Origin of the sequence: Streptomyces sp. NPDC048275 (assembly GCF_040652275.1) — a bacterium.
Taxonomy (GTDB): Bacteria; Actinomycetota; Actinomycetes; order Streptomycetales; family Streptomycetaceae; genus Streptomyces.
On record NZ_JBEZLR010000006.1, the window covers coordinates 1 to 24,276 of the forward strand.

Here is a 24,276-nt window from a genome sequence, read left to right on the forward strand (position 1 = left end):
CGCCTGCCTCGCGACGCCATGCACGCACCCTCGCCGCACCGGGCACAGACCCACGTACAACCAGTACGAGGGCCTGTGCCCGGCACGCCGAGAGCGCGCACCTGACGCCGCGAGGCCCGCCCTCCGGGCGGACGACGGGAATTTGACGACAGGACCTAGCGCCGCTGTCCCTCGACGCGATCAGCGGCGCCGCAGTGACGGGTCCAGCAGCGCGGGCGGAGTGTCGAACTTCTCGTGTGCGGCCAGGTCGGTGCCGGGGGCGACGATGGCGTCGATCTCGTCGAGCACGTCGGCGGTGAGAACGGTGTCAGCGGCGGCGAGTTGCGCGTGCAGGTGATCCAGTGTGCGGGGGCCGACGAGCGCGCTGGTCACGGCGGGATGCGCGGTCACGAATCCGAGCGCGAGCTGGATCATGGTCAGGCCGGCCTCGTCGGCGACCTTGGCCAGCTGCTCGACGGCATCGAGCCTGGCCCGGTTGGAGGGGATGGCTGTGTCGAAGCGCTGCGGCATGAACGTCGAGCGGCTGGTGGAGACTTCCTGGCCCTCGCGGATCGCGCCCGACAGCCAGCCCGAGGCCAGCGGGCTCCACACCAGCACGCCGAGCCCGTACTGCTCGGTCACGGGCAGCACATGGGTCTCGATCCCGCGCTGCAGGATCGAGTAGCTGGGCTGTTCGGTGACGTAACGGCTCAGGTGGTACTCGCGGGCGGCCCACTGGGCTTGCACGAGGCGGTAGGCGGGGAATGTCGAGGAACCGAAGTAGCGGATCTTTCCCGCGCGTTGCAGGTCGGTCAACGCCGACAGCGTCTCCTCGTCGCTGGTGCGCGGGTCCCAGCGGTGGATCTGGTAGAGATCGACGTGGTCGACACCGAGACGGCGCAGGCTGTTGTCCAGCTCGGTGACCAGCCAGCGGCGCGAACTGCCCTGATGGTTGCGCTCTTCGCCCATGGGCATGCTCGCCTTCGTGGCCAGCACGATGTCGTCGCGGCGGCCGGCGATGGCTTTGCCGACCATTTCTTCCGACTCGCCGTCGCTGTACATGTCGGCGGTGTCGATGAGGTTGATCCCGCCGTCGAGGGCGGCATCGACGAGAGCGGTGGCCTCGTCCTGGGTGGTGCGCCCGATCTTGCCGAAGTTCATCGCGCCGAGTGCGAGGGCGCTGACCTGCACACCGGTGCGGCCCAAAGTGCGGTACTGCATGACCGTGTTTCTCCTTGCGGATGAAGTGTGAGGGCAATGCATGGCTTGGTCGTGGGGCCCCTGCTCTGGCATCATGAGCAAACGGAACCTTGTTCCGGTAACGATACGGAACGTTGTTCCGCTTTGGCAAGCTCGGTAGCGAAGGGAACGGCGCGGTGAACGACAGCGACGAGGGTGCGGGGCAAGCGGCCCGGTCCAAGCGGGCGGACGCCCGGCGTAACGAGGGGACTCTGCTCGACGCGGCCGCCGCGGTCTTCGTCACGTCAGGCGTGGAAGCGCCGGTGCGCGACATCGCGGCCAAGGCCGGCGTCGGGCTGGGCACGATCTACCGCCACTTCCCGACGCGAGCGGATCTCATCATCGCCGTCTACCGGCACCAGGTCGATGCCTGCGCCGAGGCCGGGCCGGCCCTGCTGGCGACCAGCGCAACTCCGCACGCCGCACTGGGGCAATGGATCAACCTCTTCGTCGATTTCCTGGTCACCAAGCACGGACTCGCTGCCGTGCTGCAGTCCGACAACGCAGGCTTCGACACGCTGCACGCCTACTTCATCGACCGCCTCGTGCCCGTGTGCACCCAGCTGCTCGACGCCGCAGCCGCGTCCGGCGAGATTCGATCCGACCTGGAGGCCTACGAGCTCATGCGCGGCGTCGGGAACCTCTGCATCGGCGCGGAGAACGATCCCCGCTACGACGCACGTCGACTGGTCGAGCTCCTCATCGCAGGACTACGTCAACCGCGGTAGCCCCGCCCGGCTGACTTCGGGGGGTTGATGCTGGTGGGCTCGCGTATTCAATTGTCGCCAATTCTCGGTCCCGTCCGGCGTGTTGGTGACGGTGTGTGGTCGTCAGCGAGGCTACTGGGTGCGGGCCTCGACGCCGTGAGCGGTGTTGCCTAGGATCATGAGGACGGCATCGCGTGTCGGTCACCGGCTGGGTGAGGCATGGAGGTGCCCGTGAGATTGCCTTGCGGAGGCATTCCACACATGTCAGTCGAGTTGAATCACACCATCATCCATGCCCGGGACAACCGGGAGTCGGCCGAGTTCCTGGCGCGCATCCTGGGGCTTGAGATCGGGACCGAGTGGGGTCCGTTCATTCCCGTGGCCACCAGCAACGGGGTCACCCTGGACTTCGCCGCCATCCCGGCGGAGTCGATCGTCATGCAGCATTACGCGTTCCTCGTCTCCGACGAGGAGTTCGACGCGGCATTCGCGCGTATCCGGCAGGCCGGGATCGTGTACTACGCCGATCCGCATCTGAAGCAGCCTGGAGAGATCAACCACCACCACGGTGGGCGCGGACTGTACTTCATGGATCCGGCCGGGCATGGCATGGAGATCATCACGCGGCCCTATGGCAGCGACGAGCAGACGCCGACGGCTTCGTGAGGCAGTGGCAGGTCAGGGAGTGCCCTGGCCTGCCACTCCGTGGCGTAGTTCAACTTCCGTGAGTTTCCTGCGGAGCCCAGCCCGCTGGTGACCGTGTGTGGTCGCCGGCGGCGTATCGGCTCCAGGTCCCACCGTTCTCGTTGAGGAGCCGGGCCCGAGATCGTCGATGTGACGCGTATCACTCTCCGGCTGCCGCGGGTCGGGCATGCGCGATCATGACCGGAATGGACGCTCGTTTCCTTGGCATCACTGAGCTGGTCGAAGTCCCGTCCGTCGCGGTCGTGGTCGACGTCATGCGTGCTTTCACCGTGGCTGCCTGGGCCTTTGCCCAAGGGGCGGAAAAGATCGTTCTTGCTGAGTCGCTGGACGAAGCCCTGGTGCTCAAGGCCCGCCACGCGGATTGGGTGGCGCTCAAAGACGGTCCGCCCGCGCCCGGGTTCGACTTGGTCAACTCCCCGGGCCTGCTGCGGTCTGTCGACCTTGGCGGACGGACCGTTGTGCAGAAGACCACGGCAGGGACGGTCGGCGCCCTTGCGGTGAAGGAGGCGTCGCTGGTGCTGTGCGCCAGCTTTGTGGTGGCGGAGGCAACGGCTCGGCTCTTGCGGACGCGCGAGAGTGACAGTGTCACGTTCGTGGTCACTGGCGACGATGGGCAGGCCGATGAAGATCTGGCGTGTGCTCAATACATCGCTCGGAGAGCCACCGAGGCCGGGACGGATGCCGCTGAGTTCCTCCGCCGCGCTGCCGAGTCGCGCGCCGCCGCCGAACTGGCGGAGGGGGTGCGCCAAGGAGTCCATCCTGATGACGTCGCGCTCTGTCTTGAGGTCGACCGGTTCCCCTTTGCCGTCGTGGCGACCTTGGAAGGCTCGCTCATGGTCCTGCGTCCACGTGCGATGCCTTCGCCGGCTGGCGAGGACCCGGTCTGACCGCTGGTGAGGTCTACTCTCGGCGTGCGAGAGCGAGCACCCTGTCGGGCTTGCGGTATCAACTGCATGTCCCGATGGCGGTGGTTCGGGGTGGCGGCAGGCGGCTGCCCCGAGTTGTTGCGGCGGCGGCTTCGCGGAGCCGGATGATCTCCTCGTGCTGTGCGGCGGGCCGGGCTGGGTGTGGAAGTCCGTGAGCTGACCGACCTCTTGCGAGGCCTGGGGCAGCCGTTCCTTGAGCTTGGTGTCTCCGCCTCGAGCCGGACGATTCTGACCTCGCGCTACCACGCGGCGGGCTGTCCAACGGGTGATCCCGTAAGCGAAGAGTGCGAATGGCGCCGCGTCACATCCCGTACGGGCAGGTGTGGCGTGCGTGGCTGGTTGCTTCATGCGGTGACCTTGGCGATGAACGCGGTGAGGTTCGCGACGGTCCGCTGGATCTTCTCATCCAAGGTGAGCGACTCGCGAAGTCGCGCACCGACGCCCGCATCCTTCCTGCCCCGCACGTACAGCGGGCAGGCGAGGTCGCTGCATATGTAGGCGCCCACGGAGTTGCCCTGCTGCCCGGCCTTGCCCGCCTTCGCGGCGACCATCAGCGAGACGCCTCCGGTGTGGGTGGTCATGCACATCGAACACATGCTGCGCCGCGTCTGCCAGGAAGTTGCACTGGGGCAGCGCAACGCGAGCGCCACCGGGTGGCCGTCCAGCTCGGTGGTGAGGTAGGCCCGGTCGGGGGCCTGGGGGTCGCGCCAGCCGAGGAAGTCCAGGTCGTCCCAGGGCCGCTCGGCCAGGTCGCGAGGGACGGACAGGCGCTTCGCCTCGCCCTTGGTGCAGTTCACGAACGCGGTACGGATCTCTTGCTCAGTCAGCGGTCTCATGAGCGGCAGGCTAATTTGCCTAAAAGTTTTAGGCAAATGCATAATGGCTGTCGCTTAATGAGAGGAAGGCTATGGTTCGAGTAGGACTGACACCGGAGCGTCTGACCCGGGCGGGGGCGGAACTGGCCGACGAGGTCGGCTTCGACCAGGTGACCGTCTCGGCGCTCGCCCGGCGGTTCGACGTCAAGGTCGCGAGTCTGTACTCGCACCTGAAGAACTCCCAGGACCTCAAGACCAGGATCGCCCTGTTCGCACTGGAGGAACTCGCCGATCGGGCCGCCGACGCCCTGGCCGGGCGGGCCGGCAAGGACGCCCTGGCCGCCTTCGCGGATGCCTACCGCGACTACGCCCGGGAGCACCCCGGCCGCTACGCCGCCGCCCGTCTCAGGCTCGACCCCGAGACGGCGGCCGCCAGTGCCGGGTTGCGGCACGCGCAGATGACGCGGGCGATCCTGCGCGGCTACGACCTGACGGAGCCGGACCAGACGCACGCGGTCCGGATGCTGGGCAGTGTCTTCCACGGCTACGTCAGCCTGGAGATGGCCGGAGGCTTCAGCCACACCGCCGTCGACTCGCAGGAATCCTGGGCCTGGATCGTGGATTCCCTCGACACTCTGCTGCGGAACCGGACCACGCCTTGATCAGCAGGGGGTCGCGCCGCCGGAGGCGCTCCGCCGCGCTGGCTCACGCCGTCGTTTCGGTTCGGTGACGGGGCGGGACTGGCTTGGTGAGGGGCCGTACGTTGTATCGGCATGAGACCCCGTATCGCCGTGATCGGCAGCGGCCCCGCCGGCCTTACCTTCGCCCGCGTCCTGCATCGTCATGGTCACCCTGTCACCGTCCTCGAACGCGATCCCGCCCGCGACGCCCGTCCCGCGGGCGGCACGCTGGATCTGCACGAGGGGCTGGGCCAGCTGGCGCTGGAGAAGGCGGGGGTGCTGGCGGAGTTCCGTGCGCTGTCCCGTCCCGAGGGGCAGGCCATGCGCATCCTGGACGCGGACGGGACCGTCCTGCGCGACTGGCAACCTCGTTCGGGTGACCGGGCCAATCCCGAGATCGACCGCGGGCAACTCCGTGACCTGTTGCTCGGGTCTCTGGACGTTCAGTGGGGGCGGGTCGTGACGGAGGTGGTGCCGGAGAGCCGGGATGGCGTGCTGGTCCATTTCGCGGACGGGCGACAGGAGACGTTCGACCTCGTGATCGGCGCGGACGGTGCCTGGTCCCGAGTCCGCCCGGCGGTCTCGTCCGCGACGCCGCAGTACACCGGCGTCACGTTGGTCGAGACCTCCCTGGACGACGTCGACACCCGCCACCCCGACCTCGCTCGACTGGTCGGTGACGGCTCCGTGGCTGTGTACGGCGTGAACCGCGCTCTCGTCGCCCAGCGGAACAGCGGCGGCCACGTCAAGGTGTACGCCCAGTTCCGCGTGGAGCTGGACCGGCACACGAACCCGGACCTGCATCTGGGCCCGGACCAGCGCGCGGGCCTGGGCCCGGCCGACACCGAGGCCGACACCGAGGCCGTGCGATCAAGCCTGCTGGCTCTGTTCGACGGCTGGGCCGCTCCCGTCCTCGACCTCCTCCGCCACGGCACGGCTTTCGTCCACCGCCCCCTCTACGTCCTTCCCGTGTCCCACACCTGGGCCCATGTCTCCGGGGTGACGCTACTGGGCGACGCCGCCCATCTGATGCCCCCGTTGGGGGCGGGCGCGAACCTCGCGATGCTGGAAGGCGCCGAACTGGCCGAGTCCATCGCCGCCGCCGACCCTGGAGATCTGGACGAGGCCGTCCGCGCCTTCGAGGAACAGATGTGGGCACGGGCCGGCAGGTGGGCGAGCATCACCACGGCTGGTCTGGAACGCCTCGTGAGCCCGGACCCCTCCGAAGCCCTCGCCCTCTTCGACGAAGTCCAGCCATCCTGACTGCCAAGCGCGGGCCCGACTTGGGGTTGCCTCCGTGGTGAGCGACCTGGCCGAGGCCGGTCCCAAGACGCCGGCAGCGGCTGCCGGCCGTCGCCTTCGGCGCGAGCCTCCGCCCCCGCAATCCGCGGTCGACGCAGAGTGACGGCGGCCTGCATCCGTCCGGGAATACGCGACACCTCACCATGCGAGCTCACCAGTCTCAACCCCCACTCCGTGTTCGCCCACGCGGACGTCCAGGAGTTCCAGCAGCGCGTCCGCGGCGGCCGCGTCGCGTGCTGCCAGCTCCGCCGGCCCTCCCGGCGCCGACCTCGGCCCGTCGGGCACCAGCCGCAGGACCTCGCGACGGGCACGACTGTCGGTGGCGGACCGGTCGTAGCCGCGCGGATCCCGTACGAAGGCGAGTGCGGCGGCGGCCACCACGCCCGGTACATCGCTCCGACCCGTCGCGACCCCGCCCAGCAGGTTGTCGACCGAGTCGCACAGCTTTTCCGGTGCGGTAAGACCGATCAGCTTGCCGAGCCGGGCGCCGCCCAACTCCTCGAAACCGTCGCCCACCAGAGCCTGCACGACGACCGGTGCCTCCCCGTCGTGCCCGTCCGGGACGCCGGGCAGAGCGGGCAGTTCGCCGACGGCTCCCGTCGAAGCGGCCTGGCAGACCAGCAGCCGCAGGCGCGCCGGCGGGTAGCGGTCGGCTCCGGCTCCGCCCTGGTCGCCCACGGCAAAGAGCGCGTCGGCAAGCGTCCACATGTACGCCGGTCCACAGGCCAGAGCGGCGCACACGTCCGCGAACACCTCGTCCAGCCACCGCTCCCACATCTCCGTACGATCCGGGGGCAGTCCGGCCGCCCGCACCCGGGCGCGCAGGGGTGCCTCGAGCGCGAAGTCGTCCTCGATGTGATGGCCCGTCTCGTGGGCCACCGCGAGCACTGCGGGCAGGTGTCGGCTCGCGGACCAGGGAATGCCGATGACAGGGAAGGGGAGTTGCCCGCTCGCCTCCACGCCGCCCCGGGTACGCAGCCCGCCTCGGGGGAGGAGATGGGAGAAGCCGCCGCCGCGTGGACTGGCGAAGGCCACCGGTTCCCGGCTGAGGAAGGTGAGAGGCGGCTCCTTGAGGGTGCGCGCGCCCGCGGCCGCTCGCCGCACGGGGTCGTAGACCGACCAGGCCAGTTCGTCGGCCAGGTCGAGGAAGTCCTTGTAGCGAGGGACGCGGCGCAGCAGCAGCTTGCCCCGCATGAAGTCCCAGACGTGATGCAGATCGAGGATGACCTCGGGGAGCGTGATCCGCCGTTGCGCACCGGACAATCCGTCCAGCCGGTCGAGGCCGGCCGAGAGAATCCGTTCGACGCTCTCCACCTGTGACCGGTGCTTCAGCAGCGGCCCGTCGTCGGCCACCTCCACGATCCACTCGGCGAGTTCCTCACGCAGGCTCGCCAGCAGGTGGCCCAGCTCGGCGTCGTGGCGGGCCGCCCGCCCCATGTCGCCGTCCGCGGGGGAGGGGCGGGCAGCGGTCATGACGGCGCCACCTCGTCGGCGTGCAGCACCGAGGGCGTGGCGAACAGCGCGGTGCAGGCCGCCGCGAGCCGATCGTCGCCCCATCGTGCCTTCTCCAGGAGTTCGGAGCCCCCGGAATACCCCTCGGCACGCAGCTCTCGCACGATGTCGAGCAGTGGCCTGTTATGGACCAAGCCCCCCGCCAGGGCATCCAGCTTCCCGTGCGGCTCTCGGGCCAGGCCCGTCCCCAGCACCGCGGGAGCGGTCCCGGAGGCGAAGAGGTGAGCCGCGAACAGATTGCGCAGTACGAGCTGGTACGGAATGTCGGCGGGCGATCCCAGGAACGGCGGATCCAGCACCACCAGGGGAGTGCTGCCCGGTTCGAACCGCGCGAGCATGTCGGCGACTTGGCTCGGCCCGATGTCGGGGACATGCGCGCGGGTGCCGAGGGTGTCGTGGGCGGGAGCGAGATCGAAGTGCGGAACCTGGCCGATCAGTCGCAGCGGAGCGGCGATGTGCACGACCACGGGGGGCGATGATGCACTGAGTTGCTCGAGGATGTCGGTCGCGATCATGTTGAACCGGTTCCGGGAGTAGGCGCGAGAGACACGTTCCGGGCCGTCGTTCCCGTGCCGTGACGACGTCGTCCCCTCCTCGAACGGCCGCAGTAGCCACGCCGTCGGTGGTCTGCGGCGCGCGGCCGATCGTGCGCGGGCGCGCAGAACCACCTCGACCGCAACCGTCGAGAGACCGATCGTCAGGGCGCCGACCGGTCCGAGAAGAGCCGTCTCCACAGCCGCCTTGAGCGCCTGTTGGGTGACCATGCCCCAGATGCCGTCGGTCGCCAGACGGCTTCCGGCCGATGCGTTCAGGGTCGCCTGGAGCGTGCGGACGTCCATGACGGTGGCCGCCGCGGGCAGGGTGCGGTAGGGGGTCTCGCCCGGCGCGGCGAGAAGTTCCCAGGGCAGGGCGTGCACCGGAGCCGCCTCGGCCTCAAGTCGCACGACGTCCTGCATCGGCACCGGCGACGTCGCTTCCATCGCTTCCGCCATGTACGCCAGCACGGTCCGCCGGTCAGCCAGCAGGTCGGCGGCGAGTCGACGGGCGTCGAGATCCCGGTCGAACGCGGACAGCGACTCCAGGGAGATCACCGGATCGCTCCCGGGCGTCGGGAGTACGGGCATGGGTGTGAATGCGCCGGTGTCGTCCGGGCGGGACATCCCGGCGTCGCGTGGACCCTGGACTCGGCGCCGGTCCGTAACCGGTACGCCGAAGCCCGGCGGTGACAGTTCGCCGGATGCGGGGCCGGGTTCCGCCGGCAGGCCGAGCCGTTCTGCCATCCGGTGGGCGGCCGCCATGGTGGAAGGGTCCTCGTTGATCTCGGCCACCGACCGGAGCAGGCCGACTTCCCATATCGAAGGGGTCAGGATCTCGCCCACGGGGGCCGCGGCCTCGATCAGCAGGGCGCGTGCTCGGCCGACGTCGGTCTCCGTGGCGGCCAGGAGCTGCCGGGCGACGGCGGACAACAGAGGCGCCGACGGGTCCGCCGCCCGGACCAGCCGTGTCGCGAGTTCCGGCCCCGGACGCGCGCCGAGCGACAGCGAGGCTTTGGCGCTGCGCCACAGTGCCAGCGGGTCGTCGTCGCCGGCCTCGCACAGTGCCTGGAAGCCGACTCGGGTGAAGTGCGCGGCCCTTTCGTCGTCGCCCGTCATTCGGTCGAGGCGGGCGCGCATGGCAAGCCTCAGGCTGCGGTCGGGGTCGGGCGACATGTCGGGCTCGGCGATGGGCTCGAACAAGGGTCGGAGCACCGCGAGTTCTGCTTGGACCGAAGGGCTGGGAACCGGCCACTCCGACAGGCCTTCGAGGACGGCCAGGCGTGCCGCCGGAGGTTGTACGTGTTCCAGTACCCGGGCCAGTTCTCCGGCGTATCCGGGCTCCACCAGCGCGGCGGCGACTCCACCGGCCAGCAACTCGCTGTCCGTTGTGCAGGTGATGTCGGGGAGTGGACGGTTGCGGAGGCCGGTGTATCCCTTGTGAGCGAGTTCGTGCCACAGGAGCGCGGCCGGGATCTCCAACTTGCCCAAGGCGCCCACGGCCTTGAGCTGCTCCAGCGTGTCGGCCGCTCGCCGGAGGTCACCGATGCCGCGGGCGAGGAAGCGGGCGTAGTTCAGGAGAAGTTCGGGGCTGGCGTGGGGGAATCCCAGGCGGTTTTCCATGGCGATCGCTCTGCCGTAGGAAACCTCGGCGAGTTCCAGGTCCAGCAGATCGCCTCTGACCCGGGCGTCTGCCAGCGAGATCAGGGCACTTTGCTGGATCGGCGTGGGGGAGTGGTCGTCGTTGAGCGACTCCGCTCGTTCCAGCGCGGCCAGCGCCGGCCGGCTCCGGCCGAGAAGCCAGTGCGCCTCGGACCGCAGCAGTTCCGCTTCGCAGGCCTCGGCCGGGCCCGGCTCGCGCGTCCCCGACATGGACAGCGTCCGCAGCGCTGCCGTCGGCGCGAAGGTGGCCAGGTGGGTCCTGGCTTCCCGGAGCACCGCGTTGAAGTGGACCGCATCCGGGGCCTCGTAGGACCGCGCGCTGGCGTGCCAGTCCGCCGCCTCGTCGAATCGGCGCTGCTCCGAGAGCTCATCGGCGTACTCCAGCGCCAGTTCCGCTGCACGATGCCTGTCCCCGCGCTCGTGTGCGGTCAGCAGGGCCCCGCGATAGCTCGCCTCGGCGTCGGCGCTGCCCAGGTCCGCATGGAGCCGCGCCAGTGTGGTCTGGAGCAACTGTCGCCACTCGCCGTCCGACTCCGCCGCCAACGCGGTCTCGGTGACGTGCAAGGCTTCCTCGTGCCGGCCGTGGGCGCGCAGGAAGTTGGCGCGCAGGACCGCCTCGAAGCCCCTCGTCACATCCTCGATGACGCCCCGCCTGCGCAGGCCGTCCACGCTCGCGATCCGTCGGTCGATCTCGCCCCAGGCGGGATCCGCGGCGTTCAGGGATCGCAGATCGGCGAGACGGAGCAGACTGTAGGCGATCACCAGATGGGCCGTGGCGATGGCCTGGTGGCTGATCAGGAGCTCGCCGTCGCGCCCTTGCCGGGGCTCGTCCTCGTCGACGTACTCGTCGCCCAGGATCTCCTCGCTCAACGCCCGGGCACGCTCCGCGGCCCGCTCGTCGACGGGATCCCCGACGGCGCTCACCCAGAAGTCCTCCGCGTCCGATTCTCCCGCCTGGAAGCGGTGGTACACCGCCTCGCGCGTGTAGGCCACCCATTGGTCCGGATCAGCGGCCGCCAGCGCGTCGAAGTGTTTGACGAAGTCTTTGTGCAGTTCCACGAAGACCGGGTGGTCCGAGATCAACTGGCGCATGGGAGCGAGCACGTTGGTGTGAAAGACCACCATGGAGTCGTCGCCTGTCGGTTTGGAGACCCAGGAGGAGCTGCCCGCGTAGTCGAGGAGGCGCTTCCAGGCGTGTTCCAGTTGCTCGTCCGTCAGCCCGGACGGGTCGAAGGGGAACAGGTCTTCCCGGCCGTGTAGGTGGTGGCGGTCCTCCCGAGGGTCGTCGGCGGACCTCGTGCCGGTGATTCCCTGGACGAGCCAGGCCCGCATCACCGTCTTGACGTCCTCGAACCGCAGCCGCCGGGGAATCACTCCGTAGCGCAGCAGCCAGCGCACCATGGGGTCCTCGATGCGCCGCACCACCCGATCGATCAGATAGCGGACCAGAGGCTCCTCGCAAGCCGCCAGTTCCGCGGGTTCGATGTCGGGGTCGTGCTCGATGAGGTCGGCGAAGAGCGCGAGCGAGAAGGGCAGGCCACCGGACTTGCGGGCGGCGATGGCAGCCAGTTCGGGTTCGGCGATCCCGCGGATCTCGGTGAGGTAGGCGAGCGACTGCGGTTCGTCGAAGGGCCGTACCTCGATATGACGGATCTTGTGGCCCGCCAGTCGGCGCAGGGCTTCCGGTGCCCGTTCCCGCAGGTCGTAGCGTCCGGCCAGGACGATCCGGAGCCCGGGACAGCGGTTCAGCAGTTGCTGAAGCAGGTCCAACAGCCGGGCCATGTCGTCCTGCCCGCGCAGCAGGACCTCTTCCAGGGTGTCCAGCACCAGAACGGCCGGGGGAGCGGGGACGTCCTCGGGCCCGTCCGGGCTCTCCGCGTTCACCGGCCCGTCCACGCGGGCCAGGTTGAGCCGGGTGGCGAACACGTCCAGGACTTCCTGTTCGACCGTGTCCCGATCCAGTCGGCCGATGTTCTGCGCCGCACCACGAGTGGCGTCCGAGGCCCTGCGGTCCAGCAACACCCGGTAAGCGGCGTACTCGTCGAGCCGCGCGAAAGGGCGGCCCGGCAGCCGACGGCCGAACTGCTCCGCCACCTCGAGCAGCAGCAGCCAGGGGTGGCCGCCGGCGGCCACGGGGTTGATCACGTCGAAGTCGATCCGGGCGCACAGCACATCGCGCTCGGCGGGTACGCAGTGGCGGGCCACCAACCAGCGCAGCCGCATCGTCTTGCCGGTGCCGCCCGGCGCGTACATCTGCCATACGCGGTCCTCGCCGCTCAGCAGCCGCTCGGTGTCGCGCTCCAGGTCCGGCGGTTGGAGGAACTGCGCTGAGCGGGCGTAGTCGGCGGCCCAGTAGGCGCGCGCCCTGACATAGCCGGCCCGGTCCAGCCGCAGCCGGTCGATCTCCGGCCGGGCCAGCGGCAGCCGGTCGGGGTCGCCGAGCGTGTCGACGAGGTCCTGGCAGGCGGCGAAGTCGCGGCGTTCGTCCGCCGCGGTGAACAGGGCGTGGAAGAGGTCGAGCGCGAGGTCGGGCTCGGGGAGAAGCAGATGCCGCAGTTCCTCGCCGTGGTCGTCCGCCGCGTGCCGGAAGTCGGCGATGAGGCGCTCCAGCCGGGCGAGTTCCGCCGGTACCTGTGCCTGCTCCCGATCATCTCCGGCACCGTCTTCGTCTCGGTCCTCGTCTGCGTCCGCGGGCCCGAACCACTCCAGGAAGTAAGCGAAGCGGTCGGCCTCGGGGAGCGCGAACGTCCCGATGCCGTCCCCCACGGCTTCCACGGCGCGGGCCGCGAGCAATTCCTCCAGCCCGGGTACGTCGGTCACCTGCTGTGCCGCATACGGACGCAGGACGCCCTCGAACAGCGCGGAGTTGAAGACGCGGGCGACGGCGCAGGCACGCAGCAGGGGCCGCCAGCCCGGCGGACGCAGCGAGCGGCCGATCTCATCGAGGCTCTCCCCGGCCGCCAGCCGCCGGACGATGTCGTCCGATGCCTCCGGCATCACGCACCCCTCTCGTCGGCGGTGTACCACTGCGGGAACACGGAGATGAGCTGGTCGAAGACGTTCACCCGGGTGTACGCGCCGCTCGCCTGGAGACCGGCGACCACCTGCTCCACCTGTTCGTCGACCGGGTAGCCCAGGCGATTTCCGTAGGCGCGCACCAGCCGCATCAGCTGGGCGCTCTCGAAGTCGCCCAGAGCCACCTCGCCGATCAGGTGGCGGTCGGCCCGTGGCAGCGCGTCGGCGAGCCAGTCCTTCGACGCGACCAGGATGAGCCGCAGCGGCGATGCGTCACCGCGGGCGATGGGCAGGATCAGCCGCTCGTACAGCCAGCCGGTGAAGAGCTCGGCCTGGATCCGGTCGGCCGGATCGAGCGCGATGACCATCGGTTTCCCCTGGGCCGCCTTGCGCAGACTGGACAGGAAGCAGTCGAGGAGTTCGTTCCGCCGCTCGTCGGCGTGCCCGGCCTCGTCGTTGAACCACAACCGGCCGCCGGACCGTGCCTCGACGTCCGGCAGCGGACCGTTTCCCGGCTGTGCCGCGGGGCCGGAAGAGCTGCCGGGAGAGCCTGGGAACAGCCGGGCGAGCACCATGTCGAACTCGTCGAAGGTCTCGGCGGGCAGTGGGGTGAGCTGATCGGCGCCGACCGCCTGCCGGCGGATCTCCGTGACGACGGTGAGCCAGTCCTTGGTGCCCCCGTCCAAACGGACGGAGATGGCGCGGTGTCCCCGGAGGAAGCAGACGGCCAGGCACCATTCGGCCAGGAGTGTCTTGCCGGTCTTGCGGTATCCGGTCTCCGAGTGGCCGCTGATCACCACGAGCGGGCGCTCGGCGCCTGTGGCGGCGCTCCGGTTCGGGTGGTCCAGCGCCCACCAGGCCGCCCTGCGCTCCAGGGCCCGTCCCACGAATCGACGCAGCTCACGGTAGCTCTGACGGCGCTCGATCGCCTTGACGGTGGAAGGCGGCAGGGGGTCGTGGATGATGGGCAGGACCGACTCCGGCAGCACCTGGGTGACCAGTACCGGAAGCGCCCAGGCGTCACTGGGCCGCCCCTCGTTGAGTTCGAGCGCCTGACGTGCCTGGGCGACGGCCTCGTCGACGTCGTGTCCCTCCCCTATCGCACGGTAGAGCGAGGCGGAGAAGCGCACCGCGTCGGGCGAGTCGATGTCCGCCTGCATGCTGGCCACCGCCTTGGACCCCGCCTCCAGAAAGGCGTGGGCCAGACTCTGGATTCTGCCCTCCGCGTTCGCGGTGGGTGCGGCGTCCGCCGTGCGACAGGCGTTGACGACGACGAGCCGGGGTTTCCAGCGGGTCATGTCCGCGATCTGGCCCGCGCTCAGGTTCCAGTCGACGGTGTCGCCCGGCCCCGCCTTCCAGTTGAAGTGCAGTACCGTGCTCTGCCCCGGCCGTGGCATGCCGTGCCCGATGAAATGCAGAATGTGTGGTCGTAACTGATCTATCCGCTCCGCGAGTTCGGGACGACTGGGGCCGTCCTGCACCTCGACGTGGGTCCGTCCGGGCAGCCCGTCGAAGGTGCCGCAGATCCAGGCGAGCTCCTTCTCGGCCAGCATGCGGTGCTCCCGCGGATTGCACACGACCACCAGCACCCGCATGGGCCCCAGTTCGCAGTCGGCGGTTGACTCCTTGGCGGCTTCCCCGGGCTGCGGCTGCGGTGTCTTTGCGGCTTGGGCCGGAACGCTGCTTCTGCGCCACAGCAGATCCGCGCGTCTGAACAGCCACCGCTCCTGGTTTCTCAGCAACTCCCACGGCAGATACCGCAGTTCGGGTGGCTCGATGTCCAGGCACACACGGGTCGGCTGGTCCGGGTCGGCGGCCGCCGTCACCTTGGCCCAGCGAGCGGCCAGTTCGCCCCCGAACAGAGCGGCGAAGAGGGCGTCGCCGGCCTTCTCCCGTTCGGCCGCCGACGTGTTGCGTTCGAAGAGTCCGGTGAACCGGTCCATGTCCTCCAGGGAGCCGAGTGGTGCAGTGGTCTCGGGTTCGCCGTCCACGGACATGCGGACAAGATGCTGTCCGTCGGTGTCGGTGTTGGTCTCGGCGACGGCGGTGATACGGATGTCGACGGTGGTGGCCATGGGCGGCTCTCGTGCCTCCGCTAGGCGTCCAGATCGGTGAACAGCGGTTGTTCCTCCGCGGGTACGGTTTCCACCACCGCTTCCGGATGGTCCTGCGCCTCTTCCAGCAGCAGGGGCGGCACGGGCACCGGTGCGGCGCCCCGGCCGGGCTGGGGCGGTCCGTAGTCCGTCCTGACCTTCTGGAACCAGTTCTTGCGCAGGCGGACGACGCGGAAGAACGGAGTGGGGTGGGAGCTGATCCACTTCAGTCCGAGCGACTTCGAGCGTGCCAGGGAGACACCGCCCGTCAGGTCGGCGAGACCGATCTGCGGCTGGCCGGCGCCGGCTCGGAGGCGGAGTTCGGCGGACGCGTCGGTGGACGCGGAGGTCAGGACGGTGCCGGCGACCGCGGTCACGACCTGGGTGACGGCGTAGAGGGAGTCGTCCCACTTCTCCCAGCCGAGCTGTACGAGGTGGGCGGCGAGCGCACGCTCATCGGTGACGCCCGTTTCGGTCAGCCCCTCGTAGACGACGAGGGCGCTGCCACTCGCCCGGAAGGTGACCAGCGCGCCGACATCGGCGGCGGCGAGCGCGGTGAAACCGTCGGCGACGGTACCCGCGGTCTTGAAGCGCACGGTCGCGGAACCCTGTGTGTCGTACGTGTAGCTGTTGTGCTGGGTGCCGCGGCGGCGTGTGAAGGGCACGCCCTGATCGGCGAGGGTTCCGGCGGGGCGGATTCGCCCGTTCACCTGGTGCAGCACATCACCGAGTGCGAGTCTCCGGCTCAGGGGCCAAGCGATCCACCAGTCCCGCCACGTACCGCGGATCGCGCCACGGTAGATCTCGTACTCGTCCTTCATCTCGCCCCCCGTGCATCGTGCAATCGTGGGTGCAGAGTACTGCCGACACTCCCCGGAAAGGCCGAGCTCCGGCCTGTTCCGTGCGATATTCGGAATCATCCGTACAGCGCCTCGGGCCAGGGTGTATTTATGCTCTCGCCGCCGAGCCCGCCCTCGAGCTCCCGCCCTCGAGCTCCCGCCCTCGAGCTCCCGCCCTCGAGCTCCCGCCCTCGAGCTCCCGCCCTCGAGCTCCCGCCCTCGAGCTCCCGCCCTCGAGCTCCCGCCCTCAAGCCTCCCGCAGCAACCGCTCCATCGCCCGCCCGAACATCCACCGCGCCATCCACGCCAGCGGCCGGTCGGCGAACCCGGGCAGCCACCGCACGCTCAGATCCTCCCGCCAGACCACCCGCGAGCCCCCGCCGTCCACCGGACGCACCTCGAACTCGGCCCACCCCGTGACGAACGTGCCGCGCTTGACCAGCCGGCACATTCCCGCGCCGCCGTCCCGGGGCGGCTGCCAGGTGACGACTTCCATCGGGTCGTCGAACGCCGCGGGCCCCACCCCCGACCGCGCGACGAACACCGTGCCTCGCCGCGTCGGCGGCGGGGTGACCACGGTGACCCGCGTGAGCGGGACGACGTCCGCGTGCCGGGGCCAGTCGGTGAGGCGGTGCCAGCTCAGGTCGACGGGGTGCGGGGTGAGGCGTTCCAGCTGGAAGAGGACCACGGGGTGATCGTAGGCGCCCGACTTTTCGGCCACGTACGGGACTTCCTGGACGAGAGTCTCCTCGCGGACGCCTGATGTTGCGCCCGGGTTGTGCTCAATTCGGGGGATTGACCCTGTGCATGGTGGTGCGTTTGCCTCGAAGAGAGCCCTCGGCGCGGGGCCGGGGGAGATGCGTCAACGGGGAAACACAGGGGGAATCGTGTTCAGAACCATGCGTGGGGTGTCAGTCACCGTACTTGCGGGGGCGATGGTCGCGCTGTCGGCGGCGTCGGCCGCGCCGGCGCCGAAGCCGGAGACCGAGCGGATCACACTGTCGGCGACGGGGGAGCAGGGCAACGACGACTCGTACGGACCGGAATTCAGCGCCGACGGCCGCTTCGCGGTCTTCACGGCGTACGCGTCCAACCTGGTGTCCGACGACACCAACGGGCACTCGGACGTCTTCGTGCGCGACCTGCGCAAGGGGACCGTCGAGCGGGTCAGCGTCAGTTCGGACGGCGCGCAGGCCGACAGCGAGTCGTCCGCGCAGGCCATCAGTGCCGACGGGCGGTACGTCCTGTTCCGCTCCAACGCCAGGAACCTGGTCCACTGGCACAACCCGCCCACGAACGCCGCGGCCGCCGACATCTACCTGCACGACCGGCGCACCGGCACCACGGAGCGGATCAGTGTCGCCCTCGACGGAGGTTCCGCCTTCGCGGCCGGCGCCACCATGTCGGCGGACGCCCGCTACATCGCCTTCAACGCCAAGGCCGACCGGATGGAGACCGACCCCGGCGACCTCTTCGGAGTCGTGTACGTCCTCGACCGCCGCACCGGCGTCGTGGAGCGGATCACCAACCGGAACCTCCCGAGCAACCCCGCGCTCCTGCAGGATCTGAGCGCCGACGGCCGCTACGTGGCGTACACGCAGCTGGTGCCCCGCAGCTCGTACGGTCGCACGTGGGTGTACGACCGCCGCACCGGCACCGAGGAGCAGGTCAACGTCAAGCCGGACGGCACCCCGGCACAGCGGTACGCGATGCCCGCCTCGTTCTCCGCGGACGGCCGGACCATCGCCTTCGACTACTGGGGTGATGAGGAGCTGGTCCCGGGTGAAACCCCCAGTGCCGCCTCCACCGTCTACCTCCGCGACCTGCGCAAGGATGTCACCCGGCGCGTCAACGCCGGTCCCGCCGGTGAGAACCGGGTGCGCGAGCCCCTGCTCAGCCCGGACGGCCGGTACCTGGCCTATCGGGCGGATCCGCTTCTGGCGGACGGGCGGCTCGGGCCGGCCAACGTCTACCTCCGCGACCTGCGTACCGGCGCCACCCGTCTGGTCAGCAAGTCCGTCGCCGGTGAGCCCGTCACGGACACCTCCGTGGCGGTCTACTCGGTGAGCGAGGGCGCCCGGCGCATCGGCCTCGGCAGCGAATCAGCCCAGCTCGTCCTCGACGACACCAACGGCCACTACGACGGCTTCGTGCGCCGCCTCCGCTGAATTCCCGCGTCTTTCAAGGCACTCGCAGGGAACAGTGACGCACTCGCACGGAACAGCAAAGGCATGTACACGGACCAACAGGGGGACCTTCCATGCATGTCGCACGCCGCACCACTCTGAGCGCCGCCGTGGTGGCCGCGCTCGCCGGCACCGCGTTGCCGGCCGCCGCCCAGCACTCCTCGCCCGGCCCCACCCGGGCCAGCGTCGCCACCGACGGGCGGCAGGCCGACGGCGCCTCCGGCGCACCCGCACTCAGCGCGAACGGCCGATACATCGCCTTCACCTCGACCGCCACCAACCTGGTCCGGGGGGACACGAACGGCGTCGCCGACGTCTTCGTGCACGACCTGCGCACCGGCCGCACCCAGCGCATCGCCGAGGGCCCGGCGACGGGCGTGGCGCTCAGCGGCGACGGCCGTCACGTCGTCCTCGCCACCATGGCCGCGCTCACCGAGGACGACGGAAACGGCCTCGACGACATCTACCTCTACGACCGCCGCACCCACCGGACCGAGCGCATCAGCCACGGCCACCCGGACGACGCCCCACCCCGCGCCGCGCTGAATCGTGCGCCGGCCATCAGCGCGAACGGACGGGTCGTCGCGTACACCACCACGACCCCGGACGCCGCGCCCGGCGACACCAACGGCCGGGACGACGTGATCGTCCACGACCGGCGCACCGGGAAGAACGAACTGGTCCAGTACCGCACGGACGGCACCCTCGGCGAAGGCGACGCCCTCTTCGCGTCGCTCAGCGCCGACGGCCGCCATGTCGCCTTCGAGACGGCGGACCAGCTGGACCCGAACCACGACTGGACGCACGCCAGGAACGTCTATGTCCGCGACCGGCTGAAGGACACGACGGAGCAGATCAGCCGGCCCACCCGCTTCGTCTACAAGCAGAGCTCGTTCGACTCCTCGATCAGCGCGAACGGCCGGATGGTCGCCTTCTCGTCCAACGTCGCCTCCCTGGTGCCCGGCGACACCAACAATTTCACCGACGTGTTCGCCTTCGACCGGAAGGCACAGACGACCGTGCGCGTCAGCACCGCGCCCGACGGCACCCCGGCCAACGCGGTGAGCTCCGCCGCGAGCCTGAGCGGGGACTGCCGCCGCGTCGCCTTCGTCTCGGCGGCCACCAACCTCGTCCTCGGCGACACCAACGGCGTCGCCGACGTCTTCGTCAAGGACCTGAGGACCGGCGCCGTCGAGCGGGTGAGCGTGGCCGCCGACGGCACCGAGGCGGACCGGCCCGCCGTGGGCTCCACGTCGCTGAGCGACCACCGGATCGCCTTCTCCTCGGCGGCAACCAACCTCGTTCGCGGCGACACCAACGACGCCGACGATGTCTTCGTGGGGCCAAGATCATGAGGAAAAATCAGACTGGCCCACGAGGACGACAGACCTCTCCGTGGCGAACGTTCCGCTGGCAGGACAGAGGCACTGCTCCGACACGTACTGGTCGGCGACGACGCAGGATCATGTGATCCACGAGTCGCGTCCGGAGCTCGCACGGCTGCTGTTCGCCGGCTTCGATCCCTCTGCCAGTCGATGAGCTGGCCGAGGGCGGGGGATCCACTGCTCGACAGCAGCTTCTGGCGGGTTCATTCCCCTTGAACCTGGGCCTACCTGGGCGCGACCGTGATCGTCGCATACGCCTCCCCGGGCCCCGGCGGCCTGGTCCACGGCCGTGTCGGGAGTGTTGGCAATCTGCCGTGGTCGAGGGCGAATTGGGGCAATGAGACGCCGAACGTCGCCGCTATCGCGTCCAGGGCACGGCCCTCGTCCGAGTGGTCGGTGGCGGGCCCGGCAGGGGCCGGGAACAGGCGGTCGGGGGAGAGCGCGGCGGGGAGTGTGCCAGTGGTAGTGAGTGAGGTCGATCGGGGGTGGCGCGACGGAACCGGCGGCGTAGGCCGTCTGCAGGCGGTTGTCGGCAATGCGGAGTTCGTCCGGAACCGAACCGCCTGGCGCGCGTACATCGATCACTCGTCGGTATGCCAGGACTGCGTGGACGGACTCTGCCCCGAGGCGCGGCGCGGGTGGCGTGTGGTGAAGGGGCGTCTGGAGTAGCACCCCAGCAGCACGAAGCCCGGCCCGAGCGGTCCGCTTAGTAGAGCCAGCGGTCGAGGAGCTCGGGCCAGATGAAGCCGACGTAGCCGTCGAAGGCTGGTGGGTCGATCTTCTTCAGTTCCTCGGCGAGGCAGGCCAGTTCGACGATCGCGTTCTCCTCGTCCTCTCCGGACAAGTGCTCCTCGGGCCCGTCCGGCTCGCTGAGGAGTTCCGACTCGGTGACGTGTCGACCGTAGTGGTGCAGCGTGCGCAGCCACAGGTCGATGGACGAGTTGGCGAACCAGGCATCGCCGGGAGGCATGACGTAGTACACCGCGCCGGTCTCCGGGGCGACGCCGAATGACGACGGCCGCTCGGTCGACGTGCCGCCGTCGTAGTCGTAAGTGAGGCAGTAGAGCGATCTGCCGCAGGCCGTGTGCAGGGTGGGTGTTGTCTCGCTCTGCATCTCGACGTGCTCGATCAGGCGCGGGGTGACGGGGATGCCGACTTCGACCAGGAGCGCCTTCGCGGTCTCGGGTATCCGCCAGCCGGAGACGATTCCGGGATCTGCTCTCGCGACCTTCTCGGCACCGGCCCAGGCCATGAGTTGGTCAAAGGTCACCATCGAAGAGTTCTCCTCCTCGGGCGGGCTGGGAATGTTGGGCTGGGGACTGCGCGGACCCTATCGGGCCGGGCTGACAGCTGGATGCCGTCGCATGGGCCTCTGGGCTTGTACGCCATCAACTTCGCGTCGTATTGGCGCTGTTGACGCACCTTCTGTCAGCCCCGCATCATAAGTGGGGAGTATTCCCCGGTTAAGCTGCCCCCACGACAGGAGCCCCCGTGCCCGACCAGCCCTACGTCATCGACCCCGCAGGCGCCGACCTTCACGGTGAGGCGGACAGGCTGCGCGAGCGAGGCGGTGCCGCTGAGCTCATCGAACTTCCGGGCGGGATACGGGCCTGGGCCCCCACTCAGTTCGAGATCCTCAAGCGGCTGCTCGCCGACGACCGGGTCTCCAAGGATCCCAACCAGCACTGGCCCGCCTGGATCAACGGTGAGTACCGCGAGAGCTGGATCAACCTCTGGGTCGGCGTGACCAACATGTTCACCGCGTACGGCGCCGACCACCGCAGGCTGCGCAAGCTGGTCTCGCCCGCGTTCACGAAACGCCGTACCGATGCGCTGAGGCCCCGTATCGAAGAACTCGCCGCCACCCTGCTCGACCGGATGGCCGAGGCGCCCGACGGACGGGCCGAGCTGCGGTCCGCCTACGCGCACCCGCTCCCGATGCGGGTGATCTGCGAGCTGTTCGGTCTGCCCGAGGACAAACGAGCCGACACCGCGCGCCTCATCGAGGCCAACATGGACACCACCATCACTCCCGAGCAGGCCATGGCCACCTATCGGGAGGTCCATGAACTACTCGCGGGGTTGGTCGAGTTGAAGCGGGAGCAGCCCGGCGACGACATGACGACCGCGCTGATCGCGGCCCGGGACGAGGAGGGCTCACGGCTCACCGAGTCCGAGCTGATCGACACGCTCCTCCTCGTCATCGGCGCGGGGCACGAGACCACCGTCAATCTGATCGGCAACGCGGTGCACGCCCTGCTGACCCACCCCGACCAACTCGCCCGGGTGCTGAGTGCGGAGATTCCCTGGAGCGAGGTCATCGAGGAGACCCTCCGCTGGACCCCCTCCATCGCCAACCTTCCGCTGCGGTACGCCGTCGAGGACATCAAGCTGCCCGACGGCATGCTGATCGCGCGGGGCGACGCCATCCTGGCGACGTACGCGGCGGCCGGCCGTGACCCCCTGCGGCACGGCGAGAGCGCGGGCCGCTTCGATCTCACCCGCGCGGACAAGGAGCACCTCGCCTTCGGCCATGGCGTCCATTACTGCGTCGGGGCCCCGCTGGCCCGCCTGGAGGCGTCCATCGCGCTCCCGGCGCTCTTCGCGCGCTTCCCGGGGCTGAGCCTGGACGAGGAGCAGGAGCCCGCGCGGCTCGCCGAGTCCTTCATCGGGCACGGGTATCGGGCGTTGCCGGTCCGCCTGAGCTGAGGGCCGTGGGTCGAGGGTCGTGGGTCGAGGCCGCGGGGGCTGAGGGCCGTGGCTGAGAGCCGCGAGTTGAGCCCTCCGCCGGCTCGAGACGCGTGAGGATCTTGTGGTCCCAGGTGTGGCTGGCCACCTCGTGGCCCTCGGCGGCCATCCGCTTGACGAGCTCCGGGTACTTCTCGATGTGGCGCTTGCCGAGTAGGAAGAAGGTCGCCGGGACCTTCTTCTCCTTGAGGATGTCGAGCAGTTCGGCGGAGTGCTTGCTCGGCCCCGCGTCGAAGGTCAGCGCGATGCACTTGGCCTTGCGGCAGTCCACGGTCCCGAAAGCCCCCCGGCTGTCGGCGGCAGAGCCGGCTTGCGCGCGGGCGGCGGCCGGCGCGGTGACGTCGAGGGTCGTGCACCCCGTCAGCGGCAGGGCGAGCGCGACGGCCGTCACAAGGGCGGCCGCCGACCGGAACCCGGTCCGCGAGCTTTTCATCTTCTTGCTCAGAGAAGGCATGCCGGGACTATACGTGCAGTGTATACGCTGCATGTATAGTCCCCGTGGCGTGCTCGACCGTCAGGAAAACCCCTGCTCAGACGTCCAGCAACTCCCGCACCCCCACCGGCAGTCCGCTCTCGAACGACCGGTTCGCCGCCAGGCCCGTCACCAGGGACCTCGCCCCGTCCACCGCGTCGGCCGCGCGCCCGAGCGGATCGGCGGCGCCGGTCCGCTGCCCGAACAGATCCGCCAGCATGCGGACGTCTCCGCCGCCGTGCCCGCCCTCACCCGTAGGCACCTTCACCTCGCGCGGAGGCTCCCAGAATCGCCGCAGCAGCAGTTCGGTGCGCCCGGCCTCGTCGCCGACCGAGGCGCCGTGCATGACCGGGCTCGCGCCGTCCGTACGCATCCGGGGCCGGGACCACGTCGACTCCTCGACGAGGAGCTCGAGCCGCCCCTCGCTGCCGTTGAAGCAGACGCGGTAACCCTCCCAGGGGGCGTACGCGGTGAGGTGGTACGTGAGGGTGGCGCCGGACGCGTACCGGACCAGGACCGCCATGTCGTCCTCGATCGTCACGCCCGGCCCGAACACGTTCTGGTCCCGGTGATAGCCGTCCTCGTGCTCCGCGTCGAGATACAGGGCGCGCAGGACGGACGAATCCGCCAGGTGTACGGCGAAGGGGTCGTCCCGCGCCGCCGGGGAGCCGTGCGCGCGGGTGTACGGGCGGGCGAGGCCGCGGCGCCGGCCGGCCGTGTCGCCGTAGAAGAAGAGGCCACCCTGTGCGTAGACGGTCTCGGGGTGGGTGCCCAGCCACCAGTTCACCAGGTCGAAGTGGTGGGTCGACTTGTGGACCATCAGGCCGCCGGAGTCGGCCTTGTCGCGGTGCCAGCGGCGGAAGTAGTCGGCGCCGTGCCGCAGATCGAGCAGCCACTCGAAGTGGACGGAGCCGATCTCGCCGATCTCGCCGGACGCGAGGAGTTCCCGTACGGCCGAATGCACCGGGTTGTAGCGGTAGTTGAAGGCGACGCGCACCTCGCGTCCGGTGCGTCGCTGGGCGTCCAGGATGCGGCGGGCGCGGTCGGCGTCGGTGGTCATCGGCTTCTCGGTCACCACGTCGCAGCCCGCCTCCAGGGCGCGCACGATGTACTCGTCGTGGGTGCTGTCCACGCTGCACACCACGACCAGGTCGACGCGTTCGCGGCGCAGCATCAGGTCGAAGTCCGCCGCCGAGTACGCCGGTACGGGCGCCCGGCCCGGGTGCGCGGCCGTGATCCACTCGTTGTGGACGGCCATCCGGTGCGTGTTGACGTCACAGAAGCCGACCAGTTCGATGAGGTCGGCGTGAGGTCCGGACAGTGCCTCGGTGTACAGCTGGGCGCGGGCGCCCAGACCTACCACGGCGCAGCGGCGGCGTTCCCGGTCGAGGGTCATATGGTCTCCGTCCGTCCTGAGGATCCGGTCCTGTGGATCGGTGTACGGGGCTTGTAGTGACATCCGCACATTACCTATGGTC

General features: G+C 69.7%; 17 protein-coding genes and 1 pseudogene. 8 read left to right on the forward strand and 10 right to left on the reverse strand.

The features are described 5' to 3' along the window. Positions 1-180 precede the first annotated feature (180 nt). Positions 181-1,200 carry an aldo/keto reductase gene (locus AB0D57_RS05950; RefSeq protein ID WP_362067481.1) on the reverse strand — a complete coding sequence of 340 codons (1,020 nt, stop codon included), beginning with the start codon at positions 1,198-1,200 and terminating at the stop codon, positions 181-183. 155 nt (positions 1,201-1,355) lie between these two features. On the opposite strand from AB0D57_RS05950, the gene AB0D57_RS05955 reads away from it, so the two are divergent. The 3 genes from AB0D57_RS05955 to AB0D57_RS05965 all read left to right on the forward strand — a co-directional run bounded on the left by AB0D57_RS05955 (position 1,356) and on the right by AB0D57_RS05965 (position 3,517). Then, positions 1,356-1,946 (forward strand): TetR/AcrR family transcriptional regulator, encoded by a 591-nt coding sequence (locus tag AB0D57_RS05955; RefSeq protein WP_362067483.1) that lies wholly within the window; start codon positions 1,356-1,358, stop codon positions 1,944-1,946. Between the two features lie 240 nt (positions 1,947-2,186). After that, positions 2,187-2,591, forward strand: coding sequence for a VOC family protein (locus tag AB0D57_RS05960; protein ID WP_362067485.1), 405 nt, complete (start codon positions 2,187-2,189; stop codon positions 2,589-2,591). Between the two features lie 224 nt (positions 2,592-2,815). Continuing rightward, the gene (locus tag AB0D57_RS05965; protein WP_362067487.1) at positions 2,816-3,517 is read left to right on the forward strand and encodes a 2-phosphosulfolactate phosphatase; all 702 of its coding nucleotides are present in this window, start codon (positions 2,816-2,818) and stop codon (positions 3,515-3,517) included. A gap of 383 nt (positions 3,518-3,900) precedes the next feature. Here AB0D57_RS05965 and AB0D57_RS05970 read toward each other — a convergent pair whose 3' ends face one another. After that, entirely contained in the window at positions 3,901-4,392 is a 492-nt protein-coding gene (locus AB0D57_RS05970; protein WP_362067489.1) for an FBP domain-containing protein, read from the reverse strand. 71 nt (positions 4,393-4,463) lie between these two features. Here AB0D57_RS05970 and AB0D57_RS05975 point away from each other — a divergent pair, with 71 nt between their 5' ends. Both AB0D57_RS05975 and AB0D57_RS05980 read left to right on the forward strand, forming a co-directional pair. Continuing rightward, positions 4,464-5,033, forward strand: coding sequence for a WHG domain-containing protein (locus tag AB0D57_RS05975; protein ID WP_362067491.1), 570 nt, complete (start codon positions 4,464-4,466; stop codon positions 5,031-5,033). A gap of 111 nt (positions 5,034-5,144) precedes the next feature. After that, positions 5,145-6,314, forward strand: coding sequence for an NAD(P)/FAD-dependent oxidoreductase (locus AB0D57_RS05980; RefSeq protein ID WP_362067493.1), 1,170 nt, complete (start codon positions 5,145-5,147; stop codon positions 6,312-6,314). 177 nt (positions 6,315-6,491) lie between these two features. Here the strand turns inward: AB0D57_RS05980 and AB0D57_RS05985 are convergent, their stop codons facing one another. The 5 genes from AB0D57_RS05985 to AB0D57_RS06005 form a co-directional block, all read right to left on the reverse strand. After that, positions 6,492-7,826, reverse strand: a complete 1,335-nt coding sequence (locus tag AB0D57_RS05985; RefSeq protein ID WP_362067495.1) for a hypothetical protein — start codon at positions 7,824-7,826, stop codon at positions 6,492-6,494. Continuing rightward, positions 7,823-13,057 (reverse strand): hypothetical protein, encoded by a 5,235-nt coding sequence (locus tag AB0D57_RS05990; RefSeq protein ID WP_362067497.1) that lies wholly within the window; start codon positions 13,055-13,057, stop codon positions 7,823-7,825. Before AB0D57_RS05990 ends, AB0D57_RS05985 begins: the two co-directional genes overlap by 4 nt. Beyond that, on the reverse strand, positions 13,057-15,150 hold the full coding sequence (locus AB0D57_RS05995) for a CHAT domain-containing protein (RefSeq protein ID WP_362067499.1): 2,094 nt from the start codon (positions 15,148-15,150) through the stop codon (positions 13,057-13,059). The genes AB0D57_RS05990 and AB0D57_RS05995 overlap by 1 nt, the downstream gene beginning before the upstream one ends. A gap of 20 nt (positions 15,151-15,170) precedes the next feature. After that, on the reverse strand, positions 15,171-15,989 hold the full coding sequence (locus AB0D57_RS06000) for a hypothetical protein (RefSeq protein ID WP_362067501.1): 819 nt from the start codon (positions 15,987-15,989) through the stop codon (positions 15,171-15,173). Between the two features lie 265 nt (positions 15,990-16,254). Further along, the gene (locus AB0D57_RS06005; protein ID WP_362067706.1) at positions 16,255-16,695 is read right to left on the reverse strand and encodes an SRPBCC family protein; all 441 of its coding nucleotides are present in this window, start codon (positions 16,693-16,695) and stop codon (positions 16,255-16,257) included. 220 nt (positions 16,696-16,915) lie between these two features. Here AB0D57_RS06005 and AB0D57_RS06010 point away from each other — a divergent pair, with 220 nt between their 5' ends. Further along, on the forward strand, positions 16,916-18,175 hold the full coding sequence (locus AB0D57_RS06010) for a hypothetical protein (protein ID WP_362067503.1): 1,260 nt from the start codon (positions 16,916-16,918) through the stop codon (positions 18,173-18,175). 92 nt (positions 18,176-18,267) lie between these two features. Further along, a complete protein-coding gene (locus AB0D57_RS06015) occupies positions 18,268-19,548 on the forward strand; it encodes a hypothetical protein (protein ID WP_362067505.1) in 1,281 nt (426 codons plus the stop codon). A gap of 736 nt (positions 19,549-20,284) precedes the next feature. Here the strand turns inward: AB0D57_RS06015 and AB0D57_RS06020 are convergent. Next, positions 20,285-20,851, reverse strand: a complete 567-nt coding sequence (locus AB0D57_RS06020; protein ID WP_362067507.1) for an SUKH-4 family immunity protein — start codon at positions 20,849-20,851, stop codon at positions 20,285-20,287. 218 nt (positions 20,852-21,069) lie between these two features. Between AB0D57_RS06020 and AB0D57_RS06025 the strand changes: the two genes are divergently transcribed. Further along, entirely contained in the window at positions 21,070-22,287 is a 1,218-nt protein-coding gene (locus AB0D57_RS06025) for a cytochrome P450 (RefSeq protein WP_362067509.1), read from the forward strand. Between the two features lie 85 nt (positions 22,288-22,372). Here AB0D57_RS06025 and AB0D57_RS06030 read toward each other — a convergent pair. Both AB0D57_RS06030 and AB0D57_RS06035 read right to left on the reverse strand, forming a co-directional pair. Then, a pseudogene (locus AB0D57_RS06030) lies at positions 22,373-22,759 on the reverse strand (polysaccharide deacetylase family protein); the annotation flags it as partial. Positions 22,760-22,856: 97 nt separating this feature from the next. Next, entirely contained in the window at positions 22,857-24,194 is a 1,338-nt protein-coding gene (locus tag AB0D57_RS06035; protein WP_362067511.1) for a Gfo/Idh/MocA family oxidoreductase, read from the reverse strand. Positions 24,195-24,276: the final 82 nt, after the last annotated feature.

Bases quoted from the DNA above. Each gene is read 5' to 3' on its own strand.
- AB0D57_RS05950 (WP_362067481.1), bottom strand. From the start codon at position 1,200: ATGCAGTACCGCACTTTGGGCCGCACCGGTGTGCAGGTCAGCGCCCTC.
- AB0D57_RS05960 (WP_362067485.1), top strand. From the start codon at position 2,187: ATGTCAGTCGAGTTGAATCACACCATCATCCATGCCCGGGACAACCGG.
- AB0D57_RS05965 (WP_362067487.1), top strand. From the start codon at position 2,816: ATGGACGCTCGTTTCCTTGGCATCACTGAGCTGGTCGAAGTCCCGTCC.
- AB0D57_RS05970 (WP_362067489.1), bottom strand. From the start codon at position 4,392: ATGAGACCGCTGACTGAGCAAGAGATCCGTACCGCGTTCGTGAACTGC.
- AB0D57_RS05975 (WP_362067491.1), top strand. From the start codon at position 4,464: ATGGTTCGAGTAGGACTGACACCGGAGCGTCTGACCCGGGCGGGGGCG.
- AB0D57_RS05980 (WP_362067493.1), top strand. From the start codon at position 5,145: ATGAGACCCCGTATCGCCGTGATCGGCAGCGGCCCCGCCGGCCTTACC.
- AB0D57_RS05985 (WP_362067495.1), bottom strand. From the start codon at position 7,826: ATGACCGCTGCCCGCCCCTCCCCCGCGGACGGCGACATGGGGCGGGCG.
- AB0D57_RS05990 (WP_362067497.1), bottom strand. From the start codon at position 13,057: ATGCCGGAGGCATCGGACGACATCGTCCGGCGGCTGGCGGCCGGGGAG.
- AB0D57_RS05995 (WP_362067499.1), bottom strand. From the start codon at position 15,150: ATGGCCACCACCGTCGACATCCGTATCACCGCCGTCGCCGAGACCAAC.
- AB0D57_RS06000 (WP_362067501.1), bottom strand. From the start codon at position 15,989: ATGAAGGACGAGTACGAGATCTACCGTGGCGCGATCCGCGGTACGTGG.
- AB0D57_RS06015 (WP_362067505.1), top strand. From the start codon at position 18,268: ATGCATGTCGCACGCCGCACCACTCTGAGCGCCGCCGTGGTGGCCGCG.
- AB0D57_RS06020 (WP_362067507.1), bottom strand. From the start codon at position 20,851: ATGGTGACCTTTGACCAACTCATGGCCTGGGCCGGTGCCGAGAAGGTC.
- AB0D57_RS06035 (WP_362067511.1), bottom strand. From the start codon at position 24,194: ATGACCCTCGACCGGGAACGCCGCCGCTGCGCCGTGGTAGGTCTGGGC.